Origin of the sequence: Paraburkholderia sp. BR14320 (assembly GCF_040948665.1) — a bacterium.
Taxonomy (GTDB): Bacteria; Pseudomonadota; Gammaproteobacteria; order Burkholderiales; family Burkholderiaceae; genus Paraburkholderia; species Paraburkholderia youngii.
Genome location: NZ_JBFPKG010000016.1, coordinates 1 through 14627, shown reverse-complemented (window position 1 = coordinate 14627; position 14627 = coordinate 1). Strand labels below are relative to the sequence as shown.

Genomic DNA, 14627 nt, shown 5'->3' with positions numbered 1-14627 from the left:
GCAGCAAACGCTGGCTAGCTCAAGTTGCGGCGAGCGAGCGCATGAGGTGCCGCGGGTTTCGGCAACCTGCGCCCATTTCGGGCTTATCCCGCGCGCAACCGATAGCCGCGCTGCGCCTTGCTGACGTCATCCGGCGCGAGGCCGGCAATCCGTTTGCCGAGTTCGGCGGCCAGCGTGTGAAGCGCGGCTTCGTCGCCCGACTTCAGTTCGAGCTCGATCTCCGAGATCGGCGCGCGGCGCGCTTGATCGTCGACTTCGGCGAGCACGTCGCCCTGGTCGATCGCCGCCTCGATCTGAGCGCCGTCGGTGTCGAGCAGCCAGAGTGTGCGGATGAAAGTCGTGTGGAACAGCTCGATCAGCGCAGGCGCGGCCTGTTTCAGAGCGTCTGCGGCGGCGGGTTCGTCGCAGGCGCTCAGCAACGAATCGATTTCGAGCTTCGGGCCGGCGACCGGCATTTCCCATTCGTGCCGGCTATGCAAGCCGTTCGTCGCCGTACCGACCGTCTTGAAGGTCTGCAGCCAGCCGTCCGGCGTCTGCCGCAGACGCAGCGCGCTCTTCGAGGACGCCAGCGTCAGCTGCGGCGTGTCGAAGTAAATGTTCACGAGCTTGATCGCGCGTCCCTGCTTGCCGGCGCGCGCGGCGAACCACTGCGTGGCCGCCTGCACCTGCGATGCCGGCAGGGCCAGCTTGATTTCGCGTTCCATGCTCATGGTACGTGTCCTTGCTTATGCGAGCGCCGTGCTCAGAAAAACATCCGCGCAAGCTCCACGCCCGGCTCGTCCGCGCGCATGAACGCCTCGCCGACGAGGAACGTATGCACGTTGCGCGCGCGCATGCGCTCGACGTCGTCGCGCGACAGGATGCCCGATTCGGTCACGACGATGCGGTCGTCGGGAATCGCGTCGAGCATGCCGAGCGTCGTGTCGAGCGAGGTCTCGAAGGTGCGCAGATTGCGGTTGTTGATGCCGATCAGCGGCGTCTTCAGCGTCAGCGCTTCCTTGAGTTCAGCGCTGTCGTGCACTTCGACGAGCACCGCGAGACCGAGCGAATGCGCGAGCGCTTCGAGGTCCTGCATCTCGGCGGTTTCGAGCGCGGCGGCGATCAGCAGGATCGCGTCGGCGCCCATCGCGCGTGCTTCGACGACCTGATACGGATCGACGATGAAGTCCTTGCGTATCACCGGCAACTGGCACGCGGCGCGCGCTTGCTGCAGATAGGCGACGCTGCCTTGGAAGAACTGCACGTCGGTCAGCACGGACAGACACGCCGCGCCGTGCCTCTCGTATGAACGCGCGATGTCGGCCGGCACGAAGTGCTCGCGCAGCACGCCTTTCGACGGGCTTGCCTTCTTCACTTCGGAGATCACCGCGGCTAGACCCGTCGCGTGCTTCGCGCGAATTGCGCCGACGAAGTCGCGCAGATCGCGCGAGGAGGCTTCGAGCCGCAATTCTTCGAGCGGTACGCTCTGCTCGGCCGCCCGGATTTCTTCGCGTTTGACCGCGATGATGCGGTCGAGAATGTCGCTCATAAATGTCTCGCTACGTGATTACTGCTTGAATTGCTGGGTGAAGCGCACCAGTTCGTCGACCTTCGCGCGCGCGTTGCCGCTCGCGATCGCTTCGCGCGCGAGCACGATGCCGTCCGCGATCGTGGCCGCGACGTTCGCCGAATAGAGCGCCGTGCCGGCGTTCAGCGTGACGATTTCGCGCGCGACGCCGGGCTTGTTGTCGAGCGCATCGAGCAGCATGACCTTCGACTCGTTCGCGTCGGCCACCTTCAGCGTGCGGTTCGACACCATCTGCATGCCGAAGTCTTCCGGATGGATCTCGTACTCGCGGATCTCGCCGTCGCGCAACTCGCCGACCAGCGTGGCGCCGCCGAGCGAGACTTCGTCCATGCCGTCCATCCCGTACACGACGAGCACGTGCCTCGCACCGAGGCGCTGCATCACGCGTACCTGAATGCCGACGAGGTCGGGGTGGAACACGCCCATCAGCTGATTCGGCGCGCCGGCCGGATTGGTGAGCGGCCCGAGGATGTTGAAGATCGTGCGGATGCCGAGCTCGCGGCGTACCGGCGCGACGTTTTTCATCGCCGGATGATGGTTCGGCGCGAACATGAAGCCCATGCCCGTTTCAGCGATCGATGCCGCGACCTGCTCCGGCTGCAGATCGATGTTGACGCCGAGCGCCTCGAGTACGTCCGCGCTGCCCGACTTGCTCGATACGCCGCGATTGCCGTGCTTCGCGACCTTCGCGCCGGCCGCGGCCGATACGAACATCGTCGCGGTGGAAATGTTGAACGTGTGCGCACCGTCGCCGCCGGTGCCGACGATATCGACGAAGTTCGAGTTGTCCTGCACGTCGACGTGCCGGGCAAATTCACGCATCACCGTGGCGGCCGCGGTGATTTCGCCGATGGTCTCTTTTTTGACGCGCAGGCCGGTGATGATCGCCGCCGACATCACCGGCGACAGCTCGCCGCGCATGATCAGGCGCATCAGGTGCAGCATTTCGTCGTGGAAAATCTCGCGGTGCTCGATGGTCCGCTGCAAGGCTTCCTGGGGCGTAATGGACATGATCTCGTCTCTCTTCTGGTCAGGCATTGCGGGAAGCCGGATGATGCGCAGCCCTGCCGCCGACGGCCAGCTTCGACTGCTTGACGAAGTTTTCGAGCAGCGCGTGCCCGTGTTCGGACAGGATCGATTCCGGGTGGAACTGCACGCCCTCGACGGCCAGTTCCTTGTGACGCACGCCCATGATTTCGCCGTCTTCGGTCCATGCCGATACTTCGAGGCAGTCGGGCAGCGATTCGCGTTCGATCGCGAGCGAGTGGTAGCGCGTCACGGTGAAGTGCTTCGGCAGGTCCGCGAACACGCCCTTGCAGTCGGTTTCGATCGTGCTGACCTTGCCGTGCATGATGGTTTGCGCGCGCACGACGCGGCCGCCGAACGCTTCGCCGATCGCCTGATGGCCGAGGCACACGCCGAGAATCGGCGTCTTGCCGGAGAATTCGCGCAGCACGTCGAGCGTGATGCCCGCGTGTTGCGGATTGCTCGGACCCGGCGACAGGCAGATGCGCTCAGGGTTCAGCCTGGCGATTTCATCGAGTGTGATTTCGTCGTTGCGGTAGGTGCGTACGTCTTCGCCGAGTTCGCCGAAGTACTGCACCAGGTTGTAGGTGAACGAGTCGTAGTTGTCGATCATGAGCAGCATGGTGTGTCTCCGGTCAGAAGTCGCTATCGAGGCCGTCCTGGACCTGCTCGGCGGCGCGCAGCACAGCGCGCGCCTTGTTTTCGGTCTCTTGCCATTCGGATTCCGGCACCGAATCGGCGACCACGCCCGCGGCCGCCTGCACATACAGATTGCCGTTCGCGATCACGCCGGTGCGGATCGTGATGGCCAGATCCATCTCGCCGGTGAACGACAGATAACCGACCGCCCCGCCGTAGAGGCCGCGCTTGATGGGTTCGAGCTCGTCGATCAGCTCCATCGCGCGGACCTTCGGCGCGCCCGACAGCGTGCCGGCCGGGAAGGTGGCGCGCAGCACGTCGAAATTGGTCATGTCGTTCTTGAGCTTGCCTTCGACCGAGCTGACGATGTGCTGCACGTGCGAGTACTTTTCGATCACCATCTTGTCGGTCACGACGACCGAGCCGATCTGCGCGATACGGCCGACGTCGTTGCGCGCCAGGTCGATCAGCATCACGTGTTCGGCGATTTCCTTCGGGTCGTTCAGCAGTTCGGTCGCAAGCGCGGCGTCGCGCTCGGGCGTGTTGCCGCGCGGACGCGTGCCGGCGAGCGGGCGGATCGTGACGATACGATCCTCGCCGCGCTTTTCCTGGCGCACCAGAATTTCCGGCGACGCGCCGACCACGTGGAAGTCGCCGAAGTTGTAGTAGTACATATATGGCGACGGATTCAGCGAGCGCAGCGCACGATACAGCGACAGCGGATTGTCGCGGTAAGGTTTGGTCAGGCGCTGGCCGACCTGCACCTGCATCAGTTCGCCGGCGGCGATGTATTCCTTGGCCTTGCGCACGGCGGCCAGGTAATCGTCTTTCGCGAACTCGCGGTAGATCTCGGTGCGCACGCTGGCCGACACGACGGGCGGTTCGACCGTGACGCGCAGCCGCTGGCGCAGTTCGCGCAGACGGTGCTTCGCTTTCGTATAGGCCTCAGCCTGGGTCGGGTCCGCGTAGACCACCAGATAGAGCTTGCCCGCGAGGTTGTCGATGACGGCGACTTCCTCGGTCAGCAGCAGCTGGATGTCGGGCAGGTTCAGATCGTCCTTCGGCGCGCTGTGCGCGAGCTTCTTCTCGATGTAGCGCACCGCGTCATAGCCGAAGTAGCCGGCGAGACCGCCCGTGAAGCGCGGCAGCCCCGGGCGTTGCGCGACCTTGAAGCGCGCCTGGAACTGCTGGATGAAGGCGAGCGGATCGCCGTCGTGCGTTTCGACGACCTTGCCGTCGCGCACCACTTCCGACACGCCGTTGCGCGTGCGCACAAGAGTGCGCGCCGGCAGCCCGATGAACGAATAACGCCCGAAGCGCTCACCGCCGACTACCGACTCCAGCAGGAAAGAGTTCGCGCCGTTGCGCTCGGTCTGCGCGAGCTTCAGGTACAGCGACAGCGGCGTTTCGAGGTCGGCGAGCGCTTCTGCGATCAGCGGGATGCGGTTGAAACCCTCGTTGGCGAGGGACTGGAATTCGAGTTCGGTCATGTTCCGATCCTGTACGGTGGTCCGGCGGCAGCAAGCGTCGGGCAAAGCGGGGCTGAGCGCCTCCGGTCAGGGCATGGGTCGACGTTCTCGACACGATAATACCGACCGGCGCGGGTCTTCCATCGGCGCGTGCGAGCGGTGCCGGTGAGCAACGGTACCTTGCGGGTACGCGCAGGCCCAATCAGCCGATGCAGCAGCGCATATATAAGACGATGGAAGAAGCGCGTAAGCGCAGCGAAGTAAAAAACGGTTGCCGAAGACAAGCTTCAGCGTACCTCAGGCGAGGTTAGCGCGACCAGCGACGCCAGGGCCAGGCTCCCCGGTCGATGCTAATCAGACTCCGTTTTTTATTCAGAAACATGAGGATGAAGGACTGTTAAGTCGTGGATTGGTGCGCTGCGATCGCCTTGGCGGCGTCGAGCAGCGAGGCAACTATACCATCGGATTTTATTGTTTGTATAGCTTGGCCGTGGTTGTAGCCGTAGGGCACGGTCAACGTCGCCATGCCGGCCGCGCGGCCCGCCAGCGCGTCGTTTTCCGAGTCGCCGATCGCGACCGTGGCGCTCGGCTCGACGCCGAGTTGCGCGGCGGCGGTCAGCATCGGCAGCGGGTCGGGTTTCTTTTTAGCGAGACTGTCACCGCCGAGCACGGCGCTGAAATACTGCGCGAGTCCATATTGCTGCAGCAATTCGAGCGCGAAGCGGTGCGGCTTGTTGGTCACGCAGGCGAGCTTCAGGCCCGCGTCGCGCAGCGCGCGCAGACCGGCTTCGACGTCTGGATAAAGCCGCGTGTGCACGCCATTGATCTTCGCGTACTCGGCTTGATAGATCGCGAGCGCTTCGTCGAAGCGCTCTTGCGCGTGTTCGGTTTCGAAGCGCGGCGCGAGCACGCTGCGGATCAAATGCTCCGAACCCTTGCCGACGTAGCCGACCACTTCCTCGCGCGTCGTTTCTTCCGCGTCGAGCTGAGCGAGCATGCCGTTCAGGCCGGCGGTGAAGTCGTCGGCGGTGTCGATCATCGTGCCGTCGAGGTCGATGATCGCGGCTTCGAGGCGCGGGCCGGTGAAGGACGGGGCGGGGTACGGAGCGGTCATCGTCGGATCAGCGCTGGACGGTGGCGAGGGCGGCGCGCATCTTGTCGATCACGACCTTGTGATCGGGCTGGCCGAAGATTGCCGAGCCGGCCACGAACGTGTCCGCGCCGGCCGCCGCGATTTCCGCGATGTTGTCGACCTTCACGCCGCCGTCCACTTCGAGATGGATCTCGCGGCCGGTGCGCTCGTTGTACGCGTCGATGCGCTTGCGCGCTTCGCGCAGCTTGTTGAGCGCCTCGGGGATGAACGACTGGCCGCCGAAGCCCGGATTCACCGACATGATCAGCACGAGGTCGACCTTGTCCATCACATGATCGAGATAGTTCAGCGACGTCGCCGGATTGAACACTAGGCCGGCCTTGCAGCCGTGATCGCGGATCAGCGACAGCGTGCGGTCGATGTGATCCGACGCTTCCGGGTGAAAGCTGATCAGGTTCGCGCCGGCTTTCGCGAAGTCCGGCACGATGCGGTCGACGGGGCGCACCATCAGGTGCACGTCGATCGGCACATCGACGTGCGGGCGGATCGCTTCGCAAACGAGCGGGCCGATGGTCAGGTTCGGTACGTAGTGGTTGTCCATCACGTCGAAGTGGATCCAGTCGGCGCCAGCGGCGACGACGTTGCGGACCTCTTCACCCAGACGGGCGAAATCGGCGGAGAGAATGCTGGGGGCGATGCGAAATTGCGTCATGACGGGGGCGAATGCAAGCGGGAAAGCGCCATTTTACCGGTTTTGCGCGTGCGGACCGGCGTGCGCGCAGCGCCTGGCGTGGCGGAATCGCGCGATGAAACGTCGCAAAGCGGCGGCGCAATAATGGCATCGAAAGGCAGCGCGGCAAGCGGCCGTGTCTCAACGTCTTAGACACTCCTGGCCGAAAGGCGCGTCAGGTTGCGGCCATGCCGCGCATCAAGCAGAATGCCACTCCATGAGCGCCGCATCGCCGCTGCACCTGCAGACCATTGGCGTTCGGGGCCTCGCACGATTTTTCACAGCCCGTTTGATCAGATCGGAATCAGGATGAGCCAGTACGAATTCAGCGTGTCGGCGCAGGTGCAATACCTGCCCGAAGAATCGGACCCGGAGCGTCGCCAGTACGCCTTTGCCTACACGCTGACCATCCGTAACACCGGCCAGGTGCCTGCACAGTTGATCGCGCGTCATTGGATCATCACCGACAGCGAAAACACCGTGCAGGAAGTCAAAGGCCTGGGCGTGGTCGGTCATCAGCCGCTGCTCAAACCGGGTGAGCATTTCGAATACACGAGTTGGGCGGTGATCGCGACGCCGGTCGGCACGATGCGCGGCGATTACTTCTGCGTGGCGGAGGATGGCGAGCGCTTCGAGGCGCCTGTGCCGGAGTTCGTATTGCGCATGCCGCGAACGTTGCATTGAACCGGCGCGGCGCTGCGCGGTCTTTAATGAGTTCGTGTGGGCGCGCGACGCAGCGGGCAGTTGAGTAGCAGGTTGGATGAGCGCTCGGGCGAGCACTTGATGCACGAGGGGTTGCGCGGGACTGCGTGCAGCCCGCTGGCCAGGGTCAATGCGGCTTTTGCTGTTGGGACCGGTCCGCCGACCTCGCACGTCCCGCTTTTTTCTTGCCGGACGACGTCCACACAACGATAAAGACGAGCAGGAATAGCGCGACCAGCGATTCCAGCGCGAAGATGAGCATCGGGTATTCGTCGGACAGATCAGACATGGCGGTTTCCATCAAGAACGAACATTGTATGCGTTTTATCCGCAGGGCCGGCGCGTGGCTCGGAGCATTGTCGGTTGCAGTGTTGCTTGCCTCCTGCGGGGGCGGCGGCGCGATCCGGCCTTCACCGCCGAGCGGCGCGGCGATCATCCCTGGCCAGATCGCGTCGGCGCGCCTGACCGCGGTTGCATGGCAACAGGTGCCGGGCTGGCAGGACGACTCGCTGATCGGCGCGACCGCCGCGTTGCGGCAAAACTGCACGAGGCTCGCGCGTCAGCCGAACTGGTCGCGTGCCTGCGCGGCGGCCGTGCAAATCGACGATCTCGACGTCACCAGCGCGCGCGCCTTCTTCGAAGCCTACTTCACGCCGTTCCAGCTCGCGAATAGCGACGGCACGCTCGACGGTCTGGTCACCGGTTACTACGAGCCCCTGCTGAGGGGCTCGCGCACGCGGCACGGCGTATATCAGACCGCGCTATACCGCTGGCCCGCCGGCTATCGCGCGGGGGCGCCGTTGCCGGCGCGCGCCCAGCTCGAACGCTCGGGCGCGCTCAGCGGCAACGAACTCGTGTGGGTCGACGATCCGATCGAAGCGTTCTTCCTGCAGGTGCAAGGGTCCGGGCGCATCGTGATGGAAGACGGCAGTGTGATGCGCGTCGGCTTTGGCGGCACCAACAATCAGCCGTACAAGTCGATCGGCCGCTGGCTGCTCGATCATGGCGAGATCACGCCGGCGCAGGCGACGATGCAGGGCATCAAGGCATGGGCCCGCGCGAATCCGACGCGCGTCGATGGCCTGCTCGACACCAATCCGCGCTTCGTGTTTTTCCGCGAGATGCCGTCGGCCGAAAGTGTGCCGAGCGGCGGCGCGGACGGTCCGATCGGCGCGCTCGGCGTGCCGTTGACGCCGGAGCGCTCGATTGCGGTCGATCCGAGCGCGATTCCGCTCGGCACGCCGGTGTTCCTGCAGACCACGCGGCCGCTGACGAATTCGCCGATGAACCGTCTCGTGTTCGCGCAGGACACTGGCACCGCGATCAAAGGTGGCGTGCGCGCCGACTATTTCTGGGGCCTCGGCGACGATGCCGGTGATCTGGCTGGCAAGATGAAGCAGGGTGGCCGGATGTGGTTGCTGCTGCCGAATTCGTGAGGCGGTGGGGTGGAGACGAAGCGTGACTGCCGCTTGAATCGCAGCAGTTTTCGCGAGGCGGGTTTGAGGCTGCTGCGAAGCCGTCAATAGATGTCGTTGAGATCGGCGTCACGTGTGGATCAGGATCCGTGCGTGACGCCGTTTTTCGTTGGGATCTTACGCTGCGCGGCGTTGCGCGTGGCCCGAGTTAGAGGCCCGACTTGCGATTGTCCACCACGCGCCGTGCCTTGCCCACCGAGCGCTCGATTCCGTTCACCGGCAGCACGTTCACCACGGCGCTCACGCCAATCAGCGCCTTGATGTCGTAAGCCAGCGCGCTTTTCGCGGCGGTTAGCGCGGCGGTATCCGGCGCGCTTTCGGGGCACGGTTCGACGTTCAGCGTCAACACGTCGAGCGGCCCCTCCTTCGTCAGCACGATCTGATAGTGCGGCGCCAGCGCGCGCTGCTTGAGCAACAGTTCTTCGATCTGCGTCGGGAACACATTGACGCCGCGCACGATCATCATGTCGTCCGAGCGGCCCGTGATCTTTTCCATACGCCGCATCGTGCGGGCGGTGCCCGGCAGCAGGCGTGTGAGATCGCGCGTGCGGTAGCGGATGATCGGCAGCGCTTCTTTCGTCAGCGACGTGAACACGAGCTCGCCGAGTTCGCCATCGGGCAGCACCTCGCCCGTTTCGGGGTCGATGATCTCGGGGTAGAAATGGTCTTCCCAGATCGTCGGGCCGTCTTTGGTTTCGACGCACTCCGAGGCGACGCCCGGGCCCATCACTTCGGAAAGACCGTAGATGTCGACCGCGTCGATGCCCATCCGTTTTTCGATCGCCTCGCGCATATCGTTGGTCCACGGCTCAGCGCCGAAAATGCCGATGCGCAATGAGCAGCTGGCCGGGTCGATACCCTGGCGTTCGAATTCGTCGGCGATTGACAGCATGTAGCTCGGCGTCACCATGATGATGTCGGGCCGGAAGTCCTGGATCAGCTGGACCTGCTTTTCGGTCTGGCCACCGCCGAACGGAATCACGGTGAGCCCCGCGCGCTCGGCGCCGTAATGCGCGCCGAGGCCGCCCGTGAAGAGGCCGTAGCCGTAGCTCACGTGCACCTTGTCGCCGCGCTTCGCGCCGGCGGCGCGCACCGAACGGGCGACGAGATTCGCCCAGGTGTCGATGTCGCGCGCCGTATAGCCGACGACAGTCGGCTTGCCGGTCGTTCCGGACGACGCATGGATTCGCGAAATCTGCTCTTGCGGCACGGCGAACATCCCGAACGGATAGTTGTCGCGCAAATCCTTTTTCGTCGTGAACGGAAACCGAGCGAGGTCCGCGAGCGACTTGACATCGCCCGGATGGACGCCGGCTTCGTCGAACTTGCGCCGATACACCGGCGAATTTTCATACGCATGGGTGAGCGACCATTTGAGCCGTTCAAGTTGGAGCGTGGCGAGCTCGTCGCGGCTGGCGGTCTCGATCGGATCGAGCGGAAGAGCGGTGCTCATCGAATGTCTCCTTGCTGCCTCAGTATCTAAGTCTGATATGTGACGCATTGGCGCCAGAGCGCCACGCGGACAATCGTCCGAGTGGGCGGTTCTGGCTGGCCGCCGTCAATTGTTAGTCGCCGGTGGGAATCAGGTTACCCTTGATTTGCGCCGACTTGCCGCGAAACATTGCGACGGTCTCGCCGGCGCGATTCGTGACGCGAATATCGTAGATTCCAGTGCGCCCGCTCAATGTCTGTTCGACCGCTTCGGCACTCAGCACGTCGCCGCCGTGGACCGGCCGCAGATACTCTATAGAGCAGCCGGCCGCGACCGTATTGATGTTGTAGGTGTTACAGGCGAACGCGAAGGTCGAATCGGCGAGTGTGAAGATCAGGCCGCCGTGGCAGATCTGATGGCCGTTCAGGAAGTCGTCGCGCACCGCCATGCGCAGCCGCGCATAGCCGGGGCGCACTTCGAGAATCTCGAGCCCGAGCGCGCGACTGCAGGCGTCGTTTTCGTACATTGCGGCGGCTGTCGCGCGGGCGAGTTCGTCTGCCGTCATCTGGTCGGGGCGGGTGGTTTGTGTCGACATCTCAACGTCCCTCGAAGCGCGGCGCGCGTTTGTCGATAAATGCCTGCACGCCTTCCGCGTAATCGTGCGAGGCGCCTAGTTCGCGCTGCAGATCGCGCTCGAGATCGAGTTGCTGGTCGAGCGTTTGCGTCGTGCCGGCACGCATCGCCCGCTTGATCGCAGCGATCGCGCGCGTCGGTTGCTGGGCGAGCTGGGCAGCGAGTTTTGCCGCTGCCGGCGCTAGTTCAGCGTCGTCGAGCACTTGCCAGATCAAGCCCCAGCTTTCGGCTTTTTCGGCGCTGAGCTTGTCGCCGGTGATCGCGAGGCCGAGCGCGCGGGCCATGCCAACGCGCTGCGGCAGAAACCACGTGCCGCCCGAATCCGGCACGAGGCCGATCTTCACGAACGCCTGGATGAAACTCGCGGAGCGAGCCGCGAGCACCAGGTCGCACGCGAACGCCAGATTGGCGCCCGCACCGGCAGCCGTGCCGTTGACCGCCGCGATCACCGGAAACGGCAGCGCCTGCAGACGGCGGATCAGCGGATTGAAGTATTCATCGATCACGGCGCCGAGGTCGGTCATGGCGCCGGGCGTGAAATCGAGATCGGCGAGATCCTGGCCGGCGCAGAAGCCGCGGCCTGCGCCGGTGAACACGAGCGCACGGGCGCCGGACTTTTCGACCTGGTCGAGCGCCGCGCGGAGTTCCTGATGCATCGCGCGCGTGAAGCTGTTGAGCTTATCCGGGCGGTTCAGCGTGATGGTGGCGACGTGGCTCGATGAGTCGATGTCCAGCCGGATCGCTTCATATGACATGGGGTGTCTCCTCAAACTCTCTTTGGCCGATGGACGCGGTGGCTCGGCTGGGGGCGGCGCGTGATGCCGACCGGATGTTTGATGTTAGTCAGAGCGCACGACCCGGTCCATCTGCCGAACGGCATAGGACGAAGTCGTGCGTAGCGTTGAAGCCGTGTCTTACGCCTTTCAGCCAGCTACCGCCGGCGCCGCTTTCGGTTCAACATGAACGCGGCTTTGAACGACACGGAAGCGGTTCGCGACGAAAGCGGCATCGGCCAGCGCGGCATTGGCGGCCGGGTTGGCGCCGGTGCCGTGGAAGTCGGAAAAAGCCGCGGACTGGTTGACGAACACACCGCCGGTCAGGTTGATCGACAGCGCGACACCGCCGCGAATCGACGCTTCGTGCGCGGCTTCGAGCACCGCGTCGTCCGTGCTGTAGACCGCCAGCGTCAACGCGCCATGCTCGGCGGCGATGTCGCCAGCGAGCTCGAGCGACTGCGCGGTCGAGTCCGTCGCAATGACGAACGAGATCGGCCCGAACCATTCTTTCGTGAACTGGGCGTGATCGGTCGCGGCGTCGAGTTGCAGTACGAGCGGCGTGCGCACGCGAGCGCCGGCAAAGGCCGGATGTTCGAGAGTCTGGCTGGCGACGAGAACGCGGCCAAGTTTGGCGGCTTCGTCGATGCGCTGCACGACGCCTTCGTTCTGGATCGCGCCGAGCAGTTCGACAGCGCGGGCCGGGTCGGCGACGAGCTTTTGCACCGCGCCGGCAAGCGCCTGGGCGACATCGTCGAAGCTGAGCGTGCCTTCTGCGGTGCGAATGCCGCCGCGCGGCACATAGATGTTTTGCGGCGCCGTGCACATCTGGCCCGAGTACAGAGCCAGCGAGAACGCGATGTTGCGGACGGCCGCCTTGATGTCGTCGACCGAGTCGATGACGATCTGGTTGACGCCGGCTTTCTCGGTATAGACCTGCGCCTGGTGCGCGTTGCGCTCGAGCCAGGTGCCGTTCTGGGTGCTGCCCGTGAAGTCGATCAGCTTGATCTCGGGGCGCTGTGCCAGTTGCTGGACGAGGGCGCCGTCGTTCGGGTCGGTGGCCAGCAGCGTGACGACGTTCGGATCAAAGCCCGCTTCGCGCAACACGTCGCGCGCGATGCGCACGGTCAACGCGAGCGGCAGGATTGCGCCCGGATGCGGCTTGACGATTACCGTGTTGCCGGTGGCTAGATCGGCGAACAGGCCGGGATAGCCGTTCCACGTCGGGAATGTGCAGCAGCCGAGCACGAGACCGATGCCGCGCGGCACGACGGTGTAGCGCTTGTGCATCGCGAGCGGCGGGTTTTTGCCTTGCGGTTTTTCCCAATGCGCGTCGGCAGGAATGCGACGCAGTTGATCCCAGGCATACGCGACCGCTTCGAGCGCGCGATCCTGCGCGTGCGGGCCGCCTGCCTGGAAGGCCATCATGAACGCCTGGCCGGTCGTGTGCATCACGCTGTAGCCGAGTTCGAAGCTGGCGCGATTCAGACGCGCGAGGATTTCGAGGCTCACGCCGATCCATGCCTGCGGGCCGGCCGCGCGCCACTCGCGTTGCGCCGCCGTGGATGCGGCGATAAGCGCGCCCGGATCGGCTTTCGGGTAACGCACGCCGAGCGGGAAGCCGAACGGCGAGACTTCCGCGCCGACGGTTTCTCCAGTCGACGGTTGGTCGAGGTCGAACGTCTTGTCTACATGCGCCTTGAACGCGGCTTCGCCGTCCGCGTTGGCTGTTTCCCCGTACACTTTCGGACTGGGCATCTCGGCGAACGGGCTCCAGTAGCCGCGCGTTTCGAGCGCGGCGAGCGCTTTGTGCAGCGTGTCTTCGTGCTTGGTGAATAGCGGATGTGTCATGGCAGAGGGGCTCGGCTACGTTGGGGGAAAACCTGTCAAATAATTGACCGACCGGTTGGTTGGTGAATGGTAGCATCACTACGAACGATGCGCGAAGCGTTTTTCGCGTGCGATTAACCCTTATGGAGGCGGCATGGCTTACGAAAACATTCTGGTTGAGACGCGGGGACGGGTCGGACTGATTACTCTCAACCGTCCGAAGGCTCTAAATGCACTGAACGACGCGCTGATGGACGAACTGGGCGCCGCGTTGCGCGAGTTCGACGGCGACGAATCGATTGGCGCGATCGTCGTAACGGGCGGCGAGAAAGCGTTCGCGGCCGGCGCGGATATCGGCATGATGGCGTCTTACACCTATATGGATGTCTACAAGGGTGACTACATCACGCGAAACTGGGAAACGGTTCGCTCGATTCGTAAGCCGATCATTGCCGCGGTGGCGGGCTTCGCGCTCGGAGGCGGCTGCGAACTCGCGATGATGTGCGACATCATTTTCGCCGCCGACACGGCGAAGTTCGGTCAGCCGGAAATCAAGCTCGGGATCATGCCGGGCGCGGGCGGCACGCAACGCTTGCCGCGGGCGGTGTCAAAAGCGAAGGCGATGGACCTTTGTTTGACCGCCCGTTTCATGGATGCCGCCGAAGCGGAGCGCGCCGGACTGGTTTCGCGCGTGATCCCGGCGGCATCGTTGCTTGACGAAGCGGTTGGTGCGGCTGCCACTATCGCGGAATTCCCGCTGCCAGCGGTGCTGATGATCAAGGAGTCGGTCAATCGAGCCTATGAAACGACGCTCGCGGAGGGCGTGCATTTCGAGCGCCGCCTGTTCCATTCGCTCTTCGCTACCGAAGACCAGAAGGAGGGCATGGCCGCGTTCGTAGAGAAGCGCAAACCGGTTTTCAAGCACCGTTAATACGCTTGTCAAAATATCGCTTGCAAGTCGCAATGGCGGCGACTAGAATTCCGCTCTTTCGTGCTCCGGACACCGGAGCGCGGGGAAGCGGGAAGCCTTTATGGCGAGGGCTTTAGCGGCGTGGGCAGGTTAAGCGAGTGATAAAAACCTGTTGACGATCTGGCGGAAGTTCTCCATAATCTCGTTTCTCTGCTGCAGACGCAGCGACGCAAACGAAGCGGTGCCGGGTAGTGGTGGTTCAGGCGCAGCGGGTTGGGCGGATCGATCTTTAAAAACTAACAGCCGATAAGTGTGGGCGCTTGATGCGGAATGCGGCGGCGGATTCTT

The 14627-nt window shown here is 64.1% G+C and carries 16 protein-coding genes; 3 read left to right on the top strand and 13 right to left on the bottom strand.

Translation table 11 applies throughout. The features are described 5' to 3' along the window. Positions 1 to 83: 83 nt before the first annotated feature. From AB3X89_RS16880 to rpe, 7 genes are all read right to left on the bottom strand, one after another. Positions 84 to 710, bottom strand: coding sequence for a CYTH domain-containing protein (locus AB3X89_RS16880; protein ID WP_368584313.1), 627 nt, complete (start codon positions 708 to 710; stop codon positions 84 to 86). A gap of 32 nt (positions 711 to 742) precedes the next feature. After that, on the bottom strand, positions 743 to 1528 hold the full coding sequence (gene trpC / locus AB3X89_RS16875) for an indole-3-glycerol phosphate synthase TrpC (protein WP_368584312.1): 786 nt from the start codon (positions 1526 to 1528) through the stop codon (positions 743 to 745). 18 nt (positions 1529 to 1546) lie between these two features. Then, positions 1547 to 2578, bottom strand: coding sequence for an anthranilate phosphoribosyltransferase (gene trpD / locus AB3X89_RS16870; RefSeq protein WP_368584311.1), 1032 nt, complete (start codon positions 2576 to 2578; stop codon positions 1547 to 1549). Between the two features lie 19 nt (positions 2579 to 2597). Next, entirely contained in the window at positions 2598 to 3215 is a 618-nt protein-coding gene (locus AB3X89_RS16865) for an aminodeoxychorismate/anthranilate synthase component II (protein ID WP_368584310.1), read from the bottom strand. A 13-nt stretch (positions 3216 to 3228) separates the two neighbouring features. Beyond that, positions 3229 to 4722 (bottom strand): anthranilate synthase component I, encoded by a 1494-nt coding sequence (trpE, locus tag AB3X89_RS16860; RefSeq protein ID WP_176367423.1) that lies wholly within the window; start codon positions 4720 to 4722, stop codon positions 3229 to 3231. Between the two features lie 376 nt (positions 4723 to 5098). Continuing rightward, entirely contained in the window at positions 5099 to 5815 is a 717-nt protein-coding gene (locus tag AB3X89_RS16855) for a phosphoglycolate phosphatase (RefSeq protein ID WP_368584309.1), read from the bottom strand. 7 nt (positions 5816 to 5822) lie between these two features. Continuing rightward, positions 5823 to 6506 carry a ribulose-phosphate 3-epimerase gene (gene rpe, locus AB3X89_RS16850; protein ID WP_368584308.1) on the bottom strand — a complete coding sequence of 228 codons (684 nt, stop codon included), beginning with the start codon at positions 6504 to 6506 and terminating at the stop codon, positions 5823 to 5825. 327 nt (positions 6507 to 6833) lie between these two features. Between rpe and apaG the strand changes: the two genes are divergently transcribed. Next, a complete protein-coding gene (gene apaG / locus AB3X89_RS16845) occupies positions 6834 to 7208 on the top strand; it encodes a Co2+/Mg2+ efflux protein ApaG (RefSeq protein WP_176110233.1) in 375 nt (124 codons plus the stop codon). 145 nt (positions 7209 to 7353) lie between these two features. On the opposite strand, the gene AB3X89_RS16840 is transcribed toward apaG, so the two are convergent. Beyond that, complete coding sequence (locus AB3X89_RS16840; protein WP_368584307.1) at positions 7354 to 7515, bottom strand: hypothetical protein; 162 nt, start codon at positions 7513 to 7515, stop codon at positions 7354 to 7356. A 28-nt stretch (positions 7516 to 7543) separates the two neighbouring features. On the opposite strand from AB3X89_RS16840, the gene AB3X89_RS16835 reads away from it, so the two are divergent. Continuing rightward, positions 7544 to 8662 carry a murein transglycosylase A gene (locus tag AB3X89_RS16835; protein ID WP_368584306.1) on the top strand — a complete coding sequence of 373 codons (1119 nt, stop codon included), beginning with the start codon at positions 7544 to 7546 and terminating at the stop codon, positions 8660 to 8662. 187 nt (positions 8663 to 8849) lie between these two features. Here AB3X89_RS16835 and paaK read toward each other — a convergent pair whose 3' ends face one another. The 4 genes from paaK to paaN form a co-directional block, all read right to left on the bottom strand. Next, positions 8850 to 10154 (bottom strand): phenylacetate--CoA ligase PaaK, encoded by a 1305-nt coding sequence (gene paaK / locus AB3X89_RS16830; RefSeq protein WP_368584305.1) that lies wholly within the window; start codon positions 10152 to 10154, stop codon positions 8850 to 8852. A 112-nt stretch (positions 10155 to 10266) separates the two neighbouring features. After that, positions 10267 to 10728, bottom strand: a complete 462-nt coding sequence (gene paaI / locus AB3X89_RS16825; protein WP_368584304.1) for a hydroxyphenylacetyl-CoA thioesterase PaaI — start codon at positions 10726 to 10728, stop codon at positions 10267 to 10269. Between the two features lies 1 nt (position 10729). Beyond that, complete coding sequence (gene paaG / locus AB3X89_RS16820; protein WP_368584303.1) at positions 10730 to 11521, bottom strand: 2-(1,2-epoxy-1,2-dihydrophenyl)acetyl-CoA isomerase PaaG; 792 nt, start codon at positions 11519 to 11521, stop codon at positions 10730 to 10732. 168 nt (positions 11522 to 11689) lie between these two features. Beyond that, positions 11690 to 13390 carry a phenylacetic acid degradation protein PaaN gene (paaN, locus tag AB3X89_RS16815; RefSeq protein WP_368584302.1) on the bottom strand — a complete coding sequence of 567 codons (1701 nt, stop codon included), beginning with the start codon at positions 13388 to 13390 and terminating at the stop codon, positions 11690 to 11692. A 133-nt stretch (positions 13391 to 13523) separates the two neighbouring features. Here paaN and AB3X89_RS16810 point away from each other — a divergent pair, with 133 nt between their 5' ends. After that, entirely contained in the window at positions 13524 to 14300 is a 777-nt protein-coding gene (locus AB3X89_RS16810; protein WP_368584301.1) for an enoyl-CoA hydratase, read from the top strand. A 129-nt stretch (positions 14301 to 14429) separates the two neighbouring features. On the opposite strand, the gene AB3X89_RS16805 is transcribed toward AB3X89_RS16810, so the two are convergent. Next, positions 14430 to 14627 (bottom strand): hypothetical protein (locus tag AB3X89_RS16805; protein WP_368584300.1); only part of this gene is annotated, 198 nt, incomplete at its 5' end.